General features: G+C 56.8%; 10 protein-coding genes, 4 tRNA genes and 1 pseudogene. 2 read left to right on the forward strand and 13 right to left on the reverse strand.

Going from position 1 to position 16,421, the window contains the following annotated elements; all coding sequences use genetic code 11:
• Positions 1 to 297 precede the first annotated feature (297 nt).
• Complete coding sequence (locus A7K61_RS20235) at positions 298 to 1,089, reverse strand: DUF2242 domain-containing protein (protein WP_056787966.1); 792 nt, start codon at positions 1,087 to 1,089, stop codon at positions 298 to 300.
• A gap of 283 nt (positions 1,090 to 1,372) precedes the next feature.
• Here A7K61_RS20235 and nhaA point away from each other — a divergent pair, with 283 nt between their 5' ends.
• Positions 1,373 to 2,716: a Na+/H+ antiporter NhaA gene (nhaA, locus tag A7K61_RS20240; protein WP_069558216.1), complete on the forward strand. Its 1,344-nt coding sequence runs from the start codon at positions 1,373 to 1,375 to the stop codon at positions 2,714 to 2,716.
• Between the two features lie 80 nt (positions 2,717 to 2,796).
• Here nhaA and A7K61_RS20245 read toward each other — a convergent pair whose 3' ends face one another.
• From A7K61_RS20245 to A7K61_RS20290, 10 genes are all read right to left on the reverse strand, one after another.
• Entirely contained in the window at positions 2,797 to 4,671 is a 1,875-nt protein-coding gene (locus A7K61_RS20245; protein ID WP_069558217.1) for a SurA N-terminal domain-containing protein, read from the reverse strand.
• A gap of 228 nt (positions 4,672 to 4,899) precedes the next feature.
• Complete coding sequence (locus A7K61_RS20250) at positions 4,900 to 5,172, reverse strand: HU family DNA-binding protein (protein ID WP_003174819.1); 273 nt, start codon at positions 5,170 to 5,172, stop codon at positions 4,900 to 4,902.
• A 148-nt stretch (positions 5,173 to 5,320) separates the two neighbouring features.
• Complete coding sequence (gene lon, locus A7K61_RS20255; protein ID WP_003192252.1) at positions 5,321 to 7,717, reverse strand: endopeptidase La; 2,397 nt, start codon at positions 7,715 to 7,717, stop codon at positions 5,321 to 5,323.
• Between the two features lie 188 nt (positions 7,718 to 7,905).
• A complete protein-coding gene (clpX, locus tag A7K61_RS20260) occupies positions 7,906 to 9,189 on the reverse strand; it encodes an ATP-dependent Clp protease ATP-binding subunit ClpX (protein ID WP_003192254.1) in 1,284 nt (427 codons plus the stop codon).
• Between the two features lie 112 nt (positions 9,190 to 9,301).
• Positions 9,302 to 9,937, reverse strand: a complete 636-nt coding sequence (gene clpP / locus A7K61_RS20265) for an ATP-dependent Clp endopeptidase proteolytic subunit ClpP (RefSeq protein ID WP_003192255.1) — start codon at positions 9,935 to 9,937, stop codon at positions 9,302 to 9,304.
• Positions 9,938 to 10,028: 91 nt separating this feature from the next.
• On the reverse strand, positions 10,029 to 11,339 hold the full coding sequence (gene tig, locus A7K61_RS20270; protein ID WP_014718988.1) for a trigger factor: 1,311 nt from the start codon (positions 11,337 to 11,339) through the stop codon (positions 10,029 to 10,031).
• Between the two features lie 399 nt (positions 11,340 to 11,738).
• Positions 11,739 to 11,814 (reverse strand) — tRNA-His (locus A7K61_RS20275).
• Between the two features lie 77 nt (positions 11,815 to 11,891).
• Positions 11,892 to 11,976: transfer RNA gene (locus A7K61_RS20280), tRNA-Leu, on the reverse strand.
• A gap of 57 nt (positions 11,977 to 12,033) precedes the next feature.
• Positions 12,034 to 12,109: transfer RNA gene (locus A7K61_RS20285), tRNA-His, on the reverse strand.
• A gap of 32 nt (positions 12,110 to 12,141) precedes the next feature.
• Positions 12,142 to 12,218 (reverse strand) — tRNA-Arg (locus tag A7K61_RS20290).
• Between the two features lie 275 nt (positions 12,219 to 12,493).
• On the opposite strand from A7K61_RS20290, the gene folD reads away from it, so the two are divergent.
• Positions 12,494 to 13,348, forward strand: a complete 855-nt coding sequence (folD, locus tag A7K61_RS20295) for a bifunctional methylenetetrahydrofolate dehydrogenase/methenyltetrahydrofolate cyclohydrolase FolD (RefSeq protein WP_069558218.1) — start codon at positions 12,494 to 12,496, stop codon at positions 13,346 to 13,348.
• 309 nt (positions 13,349 to 13,657) lie between these two features.
• On the opposite strand, the pseudogene A7K61_RS20300 reads toward folD, so the two are convergent.
• Positions 13,658 to 14,772: pseudogene (locus A7K61_RS20300) on the reverse strand (IS110 family transposase).
• 143 nt (positions 14,773 to 14,915) lie between these two features.
• On the reverse strand, positions 14,916 to 15,803 hold the full coding sequence (locus A7K61_RS31565) for a fimbrial protein (protein ID WP_161952170.1): 888 nt from the start codon (positions 15,801 to 15,803) through the stop codon (positions 14,916 to 14,918).
• Positions 15,804 to 16,421 lie beyond the last annotated feature (618 nt).

The raw sequence follows: 16,421 nt of genomic DNA on the forward strand, positions 1-16,421 counted from the left end.
GCTTTTCAAAAGTAAGACGCCGTCAGGGCGGAACCCTAAGTGGCCGTTACCGCAGGAATGGATATGTACACAATCCAACTGTGGTGACTGCCAGGGACACCTTCGCGAGCAAGCCCGCTCCCACAGTTTGACCGCGGGGTATCAGGGAGATAAGTGTCGGCTGGCAGGCCGTCACGGGAGCAAGCTCCCTCGCCACAGGGTCAGCGTCGTACCGAAGTTGTGTAGATACCTATGCTGCGATAGCGACCTGTCAGCCGACGCTTCTCTACCTGACACCCCACACATTCGAGCATTGCGTTATTGCGCAGGCATCGGCAGCGGTGGAATCGCTTCTGTCGGCGCAGGCAAGGCCGGATCAGTCGGCGCCGGCGCCACTGGAGCAGGCTCTGTCACCGGTGCAATCGGTGCAGCCTCAGGTGGTGGCGCGAGCGGCTCTGCAGCGGCGGGCGCTACAGGCACCTCCTTCGGCGCCTCGACCTTCTCGGCTGCCGGAGCGGCCTTGGGCTCGGGCACGCCCAGGTCGGCCTTGGGCTGTTCGGGGATATGCTCGGCCTGCTTCACTTCCTGCGGCAAGAACACGTCCACCAGCGCGAAGTAACGCTCGTAGAACTTGGGTGCCGAGACGGTCTCGCTGGCCACTTTCACCATCGAGTCGTCGGTGGAGCCAATCGGCATCGACACCGAGCCCAGCACGCCCACGCCGAGGCTCGCGGAGTTGTTGACCTTCTTCAGCGCATAGCGGTCCTGCAAGGCGTTGGCAAACATCGTCGAGTGATTGCTGCCCTTGCCATCAGCGGCGCACACCACATTGAAACTGATCTGCAGGTGGGTCTCGCCGGTCTGCTGGAAGCTCTTGTTGCCGGCCACCAACTTCGGGTCGCTACTGGTAATGATGTAGCCCTGACTCAGCAGGGCACGGCGCGCCGCTTCACAGGCCGCCACATCGCTGACCGGGTAATCGCGGGAAAACGTACCGGAGTCGTCGAAATTCTCATGTTCGTAGATAGCGGTCTTGGGTGACGAGCAGCCCGCAGCGCCCGCCAGCACCAGCGCCAACCCGAGAGTGCGCAAGTGAAATGATGTCGACATTGAAAATCCTGAAGAAAACGGTCCGGACGGTATTGTGCAACAGAACACGACACTGAGGCGCGATTCCTGTCGGTAAAACATCTCAGGCTAAGACAGCAGCGTCAGTAGGAAAAAGCCTGGCGCACATAGGATCGATAAAGAGCCGTAATGTGCGCGGTTCTATGACAAGTTTGTTTACAACTTATTCCTCACCTTTCTATCATCGCCCCTGGGTGCGTTGCTGCATAAAGTACGGCGCAGGTTAAAAGCCAAGCATTGGTCGGGCCGCCAATGGAGAGTTGTCGTGCCTGATAAACACCCCGCCATCCCCCGCCCCCAGCGTTTGACTGAGGGCGCGCTGTCCGCCCTCGAGCGCTTTTCACATATCGAAGCCGTCAGCGGTATCGTGCTGCTGCTGGCCGCCATCGTCGCGCTGGTGTGGGCCAACAGCCCCGCCGCCGCGACCTACGAGCATTTCTGGAACACGCCCATCACCCTCGGGCTGGGCGACTACAGCGTGTCGCGCTCCCTGCATTTTCTGGTCAATGACGGGCTGATGACCATCTTCTTCCTGGTGGTCGGTGCCGAGATCCGCCAGGAAATCAAAGACGGTGCCCTCGCCAACCTGAAGCTGGCCACGCTGCCGTTAGGCGCGGCGTTGGGCGGCGTGCTGATGCCGGCACTCATCTACACCCTGCTCAACCACGGTACCGCCGCCGCGAGTGGCTGGGCGGTGCCCACCGCGACCGACATCGCCTTTGCCGTGGGCGTGCTCGCGCTGCTGGGCAAGTCGATCCCCAGTGGCGTGCGTATCCTGCTGCTGGCCCTGGCGATCATCGATGACATTGTGGCGATCCTGATCATCGCGATCTTTTTCACCGCCAGCCTCGACTACATGGGCTTGGTGATTGCTGCAGGCGGGCTGGCCCTGGTACTGGTGTTCCAACGCATGGGTATCAGCAAGGCGGCGATCTACCTGCTGCCTGGCGCTATCGTATGGTTTGGCCTGCTCAAGACCGGCGTGCACCCAACGCTCGCCGGGGTGATCCTTGGCTTGATGACCCCGGTCAATTCCAAGCCCACCCGGGAACGCCCGCTGGAGACTATCGAACGCACCTTCAACGAACTGATGGACCGGTTCTCGCAGCCAGCCGAAGGAGCCCAGCAAGTCGCCACGCCCCTCAAGCAATTGCGCGAAGCCCAGCGGGAAATATTGCCGCCGGTGCAGCGGGTTCAATCAGCGCTGCACCCCTGGGTAGCCTTCGGCGTGATGCCGCTGTTTGCCTTGGCCAACGCCGGCGTGAGCCTGGACGGCTTCAATCTGGATGACCCGCTGGCCCACGGTGTGTTCATGGGCGTCATCTTCGCCCTGGTGCTCGGCAAGCCTCTGGGCGTGATGCTGGCGAGCCTGGCGCTGGTCAAGCTAAACATCTGCAAGCTGCCGGACGGTGTGACGTGGACGGGCGTTGGCCTGGTCGGTCTGTTGGCGGGGATCGGTTTTACCATGTCGATCTTTATCTCGTCCCTGGCATTTTCAGACCCTGCTCTGCTGTCGGCTGCCAAGCTGAGCGTGTTGGCGGCTTCAACCCTGGCGGCAGTGATCGGGTTGACGTGGGGCAAGCTCAAGTTTGCAGGTAAGAACGCCTAAAGCGCATTCAGCACTCACTTTATCAAAGGCAAAAAAAGACCCCGCCTTTTCAGGTCGGGGTCTTTTTATTCAGGACGGCATCAGTACTTCTTGATGTCTGCCTGGGTTTCCAGCTGCTTGCGGTAGGCCGCGAAGTCCTGCTGGCCAATACGGGAAGCGAGGAAGCGGCGGTATTGCGCCTTTTCTTCGTCCGTAGGGGCCGCCGCTTCGTTCACGCCGTTCAAGCGCACGATCATCAGGCCGCCATCGCGCAGGGTCACGGTGGTGAAGGTCGGCTTGTCCTTGGCCGCAGGCTTAGGCATGCGGAACAAGGCTTGCAGCACGGCCGGGTCGATAGACTCCTGACCACGGGTAGCCGCCTCAGTCACCTTCCAGGCCTGGCCGTCAACCGGCTGGTCCAGCGCGGTCTTGCCATCACGCAGGCTGGCGATCAACTCGTCGGCACGGGCTTTGGCGGCAGCGCTCGCGCGCTCCTTGGTCATCTGGGTGCGAATGGCCGCAGCGACGTTCTCCAGCGGCAATTGGGCCGGCTTGAGATGCTCTTTGGCACGCAGCACGATGATGGTTTCCGGGTCCAGCTCGATGGCGCTGCTGTTGGCGCCTTCATCCAGCACTTCCGGGCTGAAGGCTGCAGTGACCACGGCACGGTTGGCCGCAACACCTTCGCCACCTTCACGGCCAAACGGCGCGGAGGTGTGGACGGTCAGCTTCAAGTCAGACGCTGGCTGGGCCAGGTCAGAGGCTTCGAATGCCGCATCTTCCAATTGCTTGGTCGCTTCGACAAAACGCTGTTCAACCTGCTGGGCCTTGAGCTCGCGGGTCAGCTTGTCTTTCAGGCTGGCGAACGATGGCACCTCGGGCGCTTCAACGCCCAGCAACTTGATCAGGTGCCAACCGAAGGTAGTACGCACCGGCGTCGACACCTGGTCTTGCTTCAAGCCGTACAGCGCGGTTTCGAAGTCCGGGTCGTAAACACCAGGGCCGGCAAAACCGAGGTCGCCGCCATTGTTGGCCGAACCTGGATCCTGGGAGAACTCCTTGGCCAGGGCTTCGAACTTCTCACCCTTGGCCAGGCGCGCCTGGATGTCTTCGATCTTGGCCTTGGCTTGCGCCTCGGTGACCTTGTCGTTGACTTCAATCAGGATGTGCGCGGCACGACGCTGTTCAGCGAGGTTGGCGGTTTCCTTCTCGTAGGCAGCCTGCAGCTCATCGTCCTTGACCGTAACCTGGTCGAAGAAGGACGACTTCTTCAATTCCAGATAGTCGATGACCACCTGGTCCGGGGTCATGAACTCTTTGGCGTGCTGGTCGTAGTAGGCCTTGACCTCGTCGTCGGTGAGTTTCACCGCCGCAGGGTCAGCCTTGATGTTGACGGTGGCGAAATCGCGGGTCTGTTTTTCCAGGCGGGCGAATGCCAGCACCTCGGCGTCAGTCACGAAACCACTGCCAGCGATGCCTGCGCGAACTTGGCCGATCAGCATTTCCTGGGTCAGCATCTGACGGAATTGCATGCGGCTGTAGCCCAACTGACGGACCACCTGGTCAAAGCGTTCGGCGTTGAACTTGCCGTCTACCTGGAATTCCGGCGTCTGCAGGATCACCTGGTCCAGCGCAGCTTCCGAGAAGCCGAACTTGGAATCAGCAGCGCCTTGCAGCAGCAGCTTACGGTCGATCAGGCCCTTGAGGGCAGCATCGCGCAGCAGCTTTTCGTCCAGCAGGGAAGCGTCGAAATCCTTGCCCAGCTGTTGCATCAGCTGGCGCCGTTGCATGTCGACAGCCTGGCTCAGCTCGGTCTGGGTGATTTCTTCACCGTTGACCTTGGCCACGTCCTGCTTGTTATTACCCGAAGCCTGGAAAATGGCTTCGATACCGGTGAACGCCATCAAAGCGACGATGATCCCGATGATGGTCTTGGCAATCCAGCCTTGTGAATTGTCCCTGATATTTTGCAGCATGCGTCCCCCAGAAACGGTTGAACTTCAAAAATTAGGCAACCGTGGAGCGTGGGTAGAGTCCGGATAGAAGAAAGGCGCATCCGAGGATGCGCCTTCTCGTAACTGGCGGAGCGGACGGGGGTTCGAATCTGCACCCCCGGCGTGGCGACCCGATACGTGGGTCAGCTACCGCTCCGCTGCCAGGCCAGACCTGCGTCCGACCCGGGTAAGCAAAGGCTTGAACGAAGCTTAGTTAACGGCTTCTTTCAGGGCTTTACCGGCTTTGAAACCTGGTTTCTTGGCAGCAGCGATTTGCAGTGCTTTGCCGGTCTGTGGGTTACGGCCAGTGCGAGCTGGGCGGTCAGTCACAGAAAAAGTACCGAAGCCTACCAGTACCACGGAGTCGCCGGCCTTCAGAGCGCCAGTGACGGATTCGATTACTGCGTCCAGCGCACGGCCAGCAGCAGCTTTCGGGATATCAGCGGATGCAGCGATAGCATCAATCAGTTCCGACTTGTTCACTCTAAGTCCCCTTATATATCTATTGAGTATGATTCTAAGTTTTTTGGTAAAAAGCAAAACCAGTGCTGAATGGCCTACAGACACTTAAGAGCCGCTTTATAACAAGGGCTCTAAAAAGCTGTCAAGGAAGCCCCCAGGCTCCAACACATTAATGCGTGCTAATTCTTTCCTTGGAATCGGACTCGCGTTTTTCGTCCTTCGCGACAATCTCCGGGGCCACATCCGGCAAGGGCTCCGGCGCGTATTGCAGCGCAATTTGCAGGACCTCGTCAATCCATTTAACCGGTTTAATCTGAAGATCCTGCTTGATGTTGTCAGGAATTTCCTTCAAGTCGCGAACATTCTCTTCAGGAATGATCACGGTCTTGATTCCACCCCGGTGGGCGGCGAGCAATTTCTCTTTCAGACCACCGATCGCCAATACCTGGCCACGCAGGGTGATTTCCCCGGTCATCGCCACATCGGCGCGCACAGGAATGCCGGTCAAGGCCGATACCAGGGCCGTGCACATGCCTACGCCAGCGCTAGGGCCGTCTTTGGGGGTCGCCCCTTCCGGCATGTGGATATGGGTGTCGTGCTTCTCGTGGAAGTCCAGCGGGATGCCCAGGCTGCGGGCGCGGCTGCGCACTACCGTCTGCGCGGCGGTAATGGATTCGACCATCACGTCACCCAGGGAGCCGGTCTTGATCAATTGACCTTTGCCCGGAATCACCGCAGCTTCGATGGTGAGCAATTCGCCACCCACCTGGGTCCACGCCAAACCAGTCACCTGGCCGACCTGGTCCTGTTGCTCGGCCAGGCCGTAGCGGAATTTCTTCACGCCCAGGAAGTGTTCCAGGGAGTCGGCAACCACTTTCACCGAGAAGCGTTTTTCCAGCGCGTGTTCCTTCACCGCTTTGCGGCAGATCTTCGCGATCTGGCGCTCAAGGCCCCGCACACCGGCCTCGCGAGTGTAATAGCGCACGATGTCGCGGATCGCCTCGACCTCGAACTCGATCTCGCCCTTCTTCAGGCCGTTGGCCGAAATCTGCTTGGGCGCCAGGTACTTGACCGCGATGTTGATCTTCTCGTCTTCGGTGTAGCCCGGCAGACGAATCACCTCCATCCGGTCCAGCAAGGCTGGCGGAATGTTCATGGAGTTGGAGGTGCACAGGAACATTACGTCAGACAAGTCGTAGTCGACTTCCAGGTAATGGTCGTTGAAGTTGTGGTTCTGCTCGGGATCTAGCACTTCAAGCAGCGCCGAGGCAGGATCGCCACGCATGTCGCTGCCCATTTTGTCGATTTCATCGAGCAGGAACAGCGGGTTGCGTACACCCACCTTTGTCATCTTTTGAATCAATCTTCCCGGCATCGAACCGATGTAGGTACGGCGATGACCGCGAATTTCCGCTTCGTCACGCACGCCACCCAAGGCCATGCGCACGAATTTGCGGTTGGTTGCGCTGGCAATCGATTCCGCCAGGGAGGTTTTACCCACACCCGGAGGCCCGACCAGGCACAACACCGGGCCGCGGATTTTCTTCACGCGTTTTTGTACAGCGAGGTACTCAAGGATGCGCTCCTTGACCTCTTCCAGGCCGTAATGGTCAGCGTCGAGAATCTCTTCAGCACGAGCCAGGTCCAGGCGCACCTTGGTCTGGGCCTTCCACGGCACTTGCACCAGCCAGTCGATATACGAGCGCACCACGGTGGCTTCAGCCGACATCGGCGACATCTGCTTGAGCTTGTTCAGCTCGGCGGTGGCCTTGGTCAGGGCGTCTTTGGGCAGGCCAGCGGCATCGATACGCTTTTTCAGCTCTTCGATTTCGTTGTGGCCTTCCTCGCCGTCGCCGAGTTCCTTCTGAATGGCCTTCATCTGCTCATTCAGGTAGTACTCACGCTGACTGCGCTCCATCTGCTTCTTCACGCGGCCACGGATGCGTTTTTCAACCTGCAACAGGTCGATTTCGCCATCCAGCATCGCCAATACGTGTTCGACACGCGCCGACAGGTCGATGATTTCGAGGATGTCTTGCTTCTGCTCGATCTTCAGCGCCATGTGCGCGGCCATGGTGTCGACCAGGCGGCTTGGCTCATCAATGCTGTTGAGGGACGACAGGACTTCAGCCGGGACTTTCTTGCCCAACTGCACATACTGCTCGAACTGCGACAGCAGGCTGCGTACGAACACCTCGGATTCACGCTCCGGGGCTTCGACTTCTTCGATCAGCGCCACTTCCGCGCGCAGGTGGCCGTCCACCTCCATGAAGCGCTCTACGGCACCGCGTTGCTCGCCTTCGACCAGTACCTTGACGGTGCCATCGGGCAGCTTGAGCAATTGCAGGACAGTGGCAATGGTGCCGACGCGATACAGGGCATCTTCGCCCGGATCATCATCAGCAGGATTCTTCTGGGCCAACAGCAGGATTTGCTTGTCGCCCGTCATCGCGGCCTCGAGGGCTTCGATAGACTTCTCGCGCCCCACGAACAGCGGGATAACCATGTGCGGATAGACGACGACATCACGCAACGGCAGGAGAGGCAATTCGATGGTTGTCTTCATGATTTCGCCTCTATGACAGTTCAAAAATAAGCTTGAAACCAAGATGGGGGTTGCATGCAAAAAAAACAAGCTCAATGCCACCAGTTAAACGCATGAATACACGCGAATTTAACCACCGTCTCGAAAAAACGCCCCAAAAAACAAGGGGCCCCTAGAGGCCCCTTGCTTGTACCGCAACTGCTGAACGCTTACGCGTCGGGTGCAGCCTTGGCAGCCGGCTCACTGTTTTCATAGATATACAGTGGCTTGGACTTGCCTTCGATAACGCTTTCGTCGATCACCACTTTACTCACCTCGGACTGCGAGGGGATTTCGTACATGGTGTCGAGCAACACGCCTTCGAGGATAGAACGCAGGCCACGTGCACCGGTCTTGCGCTCCAGTGCCCGCTTGGCCACCGATTTCAGCGCGTCGGTACGGAACTCCAGGTCTACACCTTCCATCTCGAACAATTTGCCGTATTGCTTGGTCAGGGCGTTTTTCGGCTCGGTGAGAATCTGGATCAAAGCCGCCTCATCCAACTCGTCTAACGTGGCCAGGACCGGCAGACGGCCAACGAATTCCGGGATCAGACCGAACTTGACCAAATCGTCAGGCTCGACTTCACGCAGGGACTCGCCCACCTTCTTGCCTTCTTCCTTGCTACGCACTTCCGCACTGAAACCAATGCCGCCACGGGTGGAACGCTGCTGAATCACCTTCTCGAGACCCGAGAACGCACCGCCACAAATGAACAGGATGTTGCGCGTATCAACCTGAAGGAATTCCTGCTGCGGGTGCTTGCGACCACCTTGCGGCGGTACGGACGCAACCGTGCCTTCGATCAGTTTCAACAGGGCCTGCTGCACGCCTTCACCGGAAACATCCCGAGTGATCGACGGGTTGTCCGACTTGCGCGAGATCTTGTCGATCTCGTCGATGTAGACAATACCCATCTGGGCTTTCTCTACGTCGTAGTCGCACTTCTGCAGCAGTTTCTGAATGATGTTCTCGACATCTTCACCCACGTAGCCAGCCTCGGTGAGGGTGGTGGCGTCGGCGATGGTGAACGGAACGTTCAGCAGGCGAGCGAGGGTTTCTGCAAGCAGGGTTTTACCCGAGCCTGTAGGACCGATCAGCAAGATGTTGCTCTTGCCCAGTTCAACCTCGTCACCTTTCTTGTCACGCTGGTTCAGGCGCTTGTAGTGGTTGTACACCGCTACGGCCAGAACCTTTTTTGCACGCTCTTGACCAATGACGTATTGGTCAAGGATGCCGCTGATTTCTTTAGGCGAAGGTAATTTATGCGCACTGCTCTCGGCCTGGGCTTCCTGCACCTCCTCACGGATGATGTCATTGCACAGGTCGACGCATTCGTCGCAGATAAACACCGAGGGGCCGGCAATCAATTTGCGTACTTCATGCTGGCTTTTGCCACAGAAGGAGCAATAGAGCAGCTTGCCGTTGTCCTCGCCGTTGCGGGTGTCAGTCATTCGTTCGATCCAAATCCGATAGGCTTGCAACACAAGATGAAGGCTTATGCGGGCTTTTTCAAGCCCGCCAGTGGTCGGACATGCCGACCAGCCCTATTTTGAGCGGCTTATATTATGCGGGGCGCTTGTCGATCACTGCGTCGATCAACCCGTATTCCTTGGCGGCTTCAGCGCTCATGAAATTGTCACGGTTGGTATCGCGCTCGATTTCTTCCAGGGTGCGCCCGCTGTGCTTGGCCATCAGCGTGTTGAGACGCTCACGAATGAAGAGGATTTCCTTGGCGTGGATTTCGATGTCCGACGCCTGGCCCTGGAAACCGCCCAGTGGCTGGTGAATCATCACGCGCGAGTTCGGCAGGCAGAAACGCTTGCCTTCGGCACCCGCGGTCAGCAGGAAGGCGCCCATGCTGCACGCCTGGCCAATACAGGTGGTCGACACGTTTGGCTTGATGAACTGCATGGTGTCGTAGATCGACATGCCCGCAGTCACCGAACCACCCGGCGAGTTGATGTAGAGATGGATGTCCTTGTCCGGGTTTTCCGCTTCAAGGAACAGCAGCTGCGCACAGATCAGGTTGGCCATGTAGTCCTCTACCGGGCCAACTAGAAAGATCACTCGCTCCTTGAGCAGGCGCGAGTAGATGTCGTAGGCGCGTTCGCCACGAGCGGACTGCTCGACAACCATCGGGACCAGGCCGCCTGCGGCCTGGATATCAGAGTTCTGCTGAATATAGGAATTACGGAACATGCTCTGCAGTTACTCCCAAATAGTCATGTCTTGAAAACGCATAAGCCAGCGCGAGGCTGGCTTATGGTTGAATTTCCAACGAGTTGGACAATCAGTCGGCTTGTGCTGCTTCCGCCGGTTTGACTGCTTCTTCGTAAGAGACCGCTTTATCGGTCACCTTAGCCTTCTGCAGAACAGTATCCACAACTTGTTCTTCCAGCACAACCGAACGTACTTCGTTCATCTGCTGCTCATTCTTGTAGTACCAAGCCACGACCTGCTCAGGCTCCTGGTAGGCCGAAGCCATTTCCTGGATCATTTCGCGAACGCGGTCTTCGTCTGGCTTGAGGTCGAACTGCTTGACCACTTCAGCCACGATCAGGCCCAACACAACGCGGCGCTTGGCTTGCTCTTCGAACAGCTCGGCCGGCAGCTGGTCAGGCTTGATGTTGCCACCAAACTGCTGAACCGCTTGAACGCGCAGGCGATCCACTTCGTTGGACAGCAGGGCCTTAGGCACTTCGATCGGGTTGGCGGCCAGCAGACCGTCCATGACCTGGTTCTTGACCTTGGACTTGATGGCCTGACGCAGCTCACGCTCCATGTTCTTGCGAACTTCGGTGCGGAAGCCTTCGATGCCGGTTTCCTTGATGCCGAACTGGGCGAAGAACTCTTCGTTCAGCTCTGGCAGCTTAGGCTCGGAAACGCTGTTGACGGTCACGGTGAACTCGGCGGCTTTGCCAGCCAGGTCCAGGTTCTGGTAGTCAGCAGGGAACGTCAGGTTCAGAACGCGCTCTTCGCCGGCTTTGGCGCCAACCAGGCCGTCTTCGAAACCAGGGATCATACGGTTGGAACCCAGCACCAGCTGAGTGCCCTTGGCGGAGCCGCCAGCGAAGACTTCGCCGTCAACCTTGCCAACGAAATCGATGTTCAGTTGATCTTCGTTCTGGGCGGCACGGTCGGCCACTTCGAAACGAGTGTTCTGCTTGCGCAGGATTTCCAGCATGTTGTCCAGGTCCGAATCAGCCACTTCGGCGCTCAGACGCTCGATTTCGATACCGTCGAAACCGGCCACTTCAAATTCCGGGAACACTTCGAATACGGCAACGTATTCCAGGTCCTTGCCCGCTTCCAGGGACTTGGGCTCGATCGAAGGCGAGCCAGCCGGGTTCAGCTTTTGCTCGACAACGGCTTCGTAGAAAGAAGCCTGGATCACGTCACCTACAGCTTCCTGGCGCGCATCGGCACCAAAACGACGCTTGATTTCGCTCATCGGCACTTTGCCTGGACGGAAACCAGCGATCTTGGCCTTTTGGGCAGTCTGCTGCAGACGCTTGTTGACCGCAGTCTCGATACGCTCTGCCGGCACGGTGATGCTCAGGCGGCGCTCGAGAGCAGTAGTATTTTCAACAGAAACTTGCATGGATATTCCTCGTTGCACAGACATTAGCCGGCCATTTCCGACCCCAATCAAGGGCATGCATTCTAGTGGGTCAAACTCAAGAAGTCACCCTACTGAAAACACAGCGGAAAACAGCCGGCAATTTATCGGTACGAAAGCACTGAAGTACCTCGCCCCGGTGACAAATACAGCCAAATTGCGCCAGGGCTCTGCGCCGCCCCTCTATATATAGAAGGAACAACCATTCATCTCCCTGACGGCCCGCCCTGCGAACAGAACAGGCAAGCAACGCAGCATCATCGAGATACACAAATACGACGACACGCCCTGCCGGGGCAGCCCAGCACCTGCGACCACCCAATCTCAAACCGCCAAAACCAAAAAAGGCGCCAGACTGTTAAATCTGGCGCCTTTCGAATATGGGGTGGACGAAGGGGATCGAACCCTCGACAACGGGAGTCACAATCCCGTGCTCTACCAACTGAGCTACGCCCACCATATTGCGTTAACAAAGAAACCAAACTACTTCTTTGTTGAGCCCTGCCCCGCCTGACGGCACAGCAAAGCTTTAATTGGTGCGGATGAAGAGACTCGAACTCTTACGCCTCGCGGCGCTGGAACCTAAATCCAGTGTGTCTACCAATTCCACCACATCCGCGCTTGAAGCTCTTAAAGCAAAGGCGCCAGACTGTAAAATCTGGCGCCTTTCAGAATATGGGGTGGACGAAGGGGATCGAACCCTCGACAACGGGAGTCACAATCCCGTGCTCTACCAACTGAGCTACGCCCACCATATAGCGCTACTTGTGCCAAAGCTGCCTAATGGCGCACCCGGCAGGACTCGAACCTGCGACCATCCGCTTAGAAGGCGGATGCTCTATCCAGCTGAGCTACGGGCGCCTTATTAATCTGTACTCTTGGAGGATTACAAACTAAGTGCTTCCAGCCTTGCAGTACAACTATTCTGCTCGACCTTCTTAACCAGTGCTAGGCTGTGCCCGACAAGTGCGACGAATAGTATAGATGCCCCGGAAACCCGTCAAATCTTTTTTGAAAAAAACTGATTTTATTTAAGGGGTTAGGGCAATTTGCAGACCAAGCGCCTTTGCCCTCGCGCCTTGGCATGCGAGAATGCGCGCACTTTTCTTCCCCCTCTCGATGGTTAATCACGCGTAATGACTGCACAACTTATCGACGGCAAATCAATCGCCGCCAGCCTGCGCCAGCAGATCGCCAAACGAGTCACCGAGCGCAGCCAGCAAGGCCTGCGCACGCCTGGCCTCGCGGTGATCCTGGTCGGCAGCGATCCTGCCTCTCAGGTTTATGTCTCGCACAAGCGTAAAGACTGTGAAGAGGTCGGCTTTATTTCCAAGGCCTACGACTTGCCTTCGGACACCACTCAACAGGCCCTGACCGACCTGATTGACAGCCTCAACGATGATCCGCAGATGGACGGCATCCTGCTGCAGCTGCCACTGCCCGAGCACCTGGACGCCTCCAAGCTGCTGGAACGCATCCGCCCGGACAAAGACGTCGACGGTTTCCACCCTTATAACGTCGGCCGCCTGGCCCAACGCATTCCCCTGCTGCGCCCATGCACCCCCAAAGGCATCATGACGCTGCTGGAAAGCACCCGTGTCGATCTATATGGTCTGGACGCTGTCGTGGTGGGCGCATCGAACATCGTCGGTCGCCCGATGGCCATGGAACTGCTGCTGGCCGGCTGCACCGTGACCGTCACCCACCGCTTCACCAAGGACCTGGCCGGCCACGTTGGCCGCGCCGACCTGGTGGTGGTCGCTGCTGGCAAGCCAGGCCTGGTCAAGGGTGAGTGGATCAAGGAAGGCGCCATCGTCATCGACGTGGGCATCAACCGCCAGGAAGACGGCAAGTTGGTGGGTGACGTGGTGTATGAAACCGCCCTGCCCCGTGCTGGCTGGATCACGCCGGTGCCAGGCGGTGTCGGGCCGATGACCCGGGCCTGCCTGCTGGAAAACACCTTATATGCAGCGGAAACCCTGCACGGTTAATAACCAGGCGTAATGAAAAAGCCCTGCCTTAGCGCATAATGCCGTTCAGTTAAGGCTTTTTGTAGGAGCGAGCAAGCTCGCTCCTATGTATGGACTCGCCCCCACTTTCAACCCGCTTTTAAAACATTGGTACCCGGTTGCTTCTATGTATCAGGCCTATCCGAGGAAGCTCCAAACAGCTTCTGGCCAACATTGGATCAGCTCGCGATCTGCCCATTACAAAAAGGCCTCAAGGGCCGGTAGGAGCGCAGGCATCAATTCACGCCGGTCTGACCAGGGGTCAATGTTCGTCAGCACGGGTTGGAGCGGCTAAACGCCCCGGTGGCAGAACTCTGTAAATCCGTGGCTCATCTCAGCCTCCTGACTATTACCTGGCTGACGTCGAAAAGTCTGGTCGTTTTGCAAGAGCCGCCAGAGGATACGCAGGTTGCGGTTGGCCAAACGCACCGCCACCTCCTTGCGCCCTAGGCGAGATACCCAACGCTGTAGCCGCTGGTCGTCGGACTGCTCTGAATCCGGTCGCACCTGTCTTAACACGGCGCGGGCTCCCTGGACCGCCAGGCTGCGCAAATACGCATCACCGTTCTTGCCCATCTTGCCGAGCCGGATTTTTTCTCCGCTGCTGTGCTGGCTGGGCACCAGCCCGAAGTAGGCAGCGAACTGTCGAGCATTTGCGAAGCGTTCAGGCTCAGCCTGCTTGGCCAACAGTGCTGTGACCATGATCGGGCCAACTCCGCGCACCGTCATCAATCGCTTGGCTGTCTCATCGTTCTTCGCCGCTGTTTCGAGCCGACCGGTCAACACGTTGACGCGTTCGCCCAAATGACCACATTCAACTAACAGTTCGGCGATTAGTTCGCGCAGTAAATCGGGTAATGGCTGAGTGGCGTCTTCCAGTATTCGAGGATACGTTGGCTGATGGCCATTTCGCCTTGGGGCATGGAAACTTCCTGCTCCAGGAGTAAGCCACGCATCTGATTACCGACCGCCGTACGTCGCCCTATATATCCCTGCCGAGCCCGATGCAACGCTTGCATTGCAAGCGCCGCAGGCCTTTTGACCGGTACGGCTGATATCGCACAGTCGCGTCCGGCGCGCAGGATCGCCAATGCATCGTTGCGATCATTTTTCGGGCCGCTGCGATGATTAGCCACATGCTGAGAGGGTAGGATGCGAACAGAATTGCCCTGTGCTTGCAGTAATCGCGTCCATGCCTGAGCACCTGGCCCGGTTTCCACCAGCACCGTCACGTTTGCTGGAAGCTTAAGAAAAAAGGTTTTAAAGGCCTCTCGTGACTTAATCCGATCCTCGAATATGACCTGGCCGAGCGCATTCTCACCGGCCACTTGGAAGACCTTTTTGGCAAGGTCTACCGCGACGTTTACGCAAGTAGATACATCGGCTGACAAAGACTGATTGATCATCGTATGCTTTTTCATGGGCTCGCCCTCGCTGTCGTTGGCTTCTATAAGAATGCCACCGTGGCGCATAGACGCCTCGGCTTGGGCGAGTCCATCCAATTACAGAGGGCGCCCCCTCCCACCGTCCGAGCCAAGAATTCATACTTTCATAGATACGTCATGACAAATGTCAACTCAGTATCAGCCGTACCCGATATTAATGTCTCACCTATTAATCGAGAATACGTCGCATGAAACGGGATATCGAAATTTGTAAGACCAGAAGTAAAGCCATCTACACGATAGCTGTTGCCAAAAATAACAGCACCGCCATTCTCCCGTGTAATCCTTAGTCCAACTCCTCGGGCAGTAGATCCTCGATTAAGTGAAACCACGCCTTTACTTTGATCGAGCACTGGGGTAGCTGGCAAAAAACTGTATTTAACAATAGCCACACTATCATCACACTCACTCAACTTAATACTAAACGGAACTGCTTTACTTTCTCCACTGTCAAAATCCGATGAAACATACGTCCCCATATTCACCGCTATAAACTCTGGAGTGCTGCAAGACGAAACAATAGGGCGACTTCCATTTCTAATTTTAATATTGGCGAGCAATCCGAGCGTATTCCCATACCCAGAGCCACCGCGCACCGTACCAATAATGCCTGTCGGCACAACAGTATCATTAGTAAACTCTCCAGCCTTGACCAAGTATAGAGTAAATACCCCAGGCCCCAGCGAGTAGATAGTATTTGACATCAAGCCTGGGCCATAAGGGCGAGTTGCAATGCCTTCAACCTCCGGAGAGCCGGACAAACGAATTCTCCATGATAAACTTTTGCTCCCCAATAGAGGGAAGGTGTTTTCGTTCCCATGCATAGACGCAGGACCATCCTGAATCCCGATTGAATGAGTTATGTTTTTACATAGAAAAAGAACCTCTCCGGCAGAAATCGTTTCCTCATAGATAACTGTCCCCAAAGGTACATCTCTACCTACCTGAAGATTGTTTGGACCATTAAATGCCAATTCCAACGGCACGCTCACTGGGTTATTTCCACACCTAGGAGTTTCGCCCCCAAATGACAAATCAGATAACACTAGCAACGACACCAACATTATATTTGATACCCGTGCGCCTACCCCCCTAAACATAGAGCTTACAAACCACTCGCACTTCTTCATAATAACTCCACTTACATTTCAGTCGCGCATATCACCACGATAATTTCACCTGCGACATAAGATGATCCTTAAATTTGCAGCCCTTTCTAGATCCAGCTATACAATCTGCACCTTTTTTTCGCTCTCCTCGATGCTAGCCTGCGGCTACAATGCATAGGCTTTATTCGCGCCCTAAGCTAAAGGCGTCTCGGAGAGCACCATAGCGGCGCGGGTGACTGACGCGCTTCGCTGGGCAGCAGCGGGATCGCCGCAGGTGGTGATGGCGAACGCTTGGGCCTTGCCAATGTCTGAGCTCCTCGGTTGAGGCCAGATGCAAAATGGCTTTCGGCAACCACGGGCCATCAGAAGTTGGAAAGCTTGAGCGCGCAGTGATGGGTACAAAATCGCTACAACCTCAACCAATCATCGGCTTAGAGCCTTTATTTAAAGGCTCTCTATCGCTTTCTGATCCATACTCCTAAAATGTAACGTCATTTGTCA

The sequence above is a fragment of the Pseudomonas sp. AP42 genome (genome assembly GCF_001728935.1).
Lineage (GTDB): Bacteria > Pseudomonadota > Gammaproteobacteria > Pseudomonadales > Pseudomonadaceae > Aquipseudomonas > Aquipseudomonas lactis.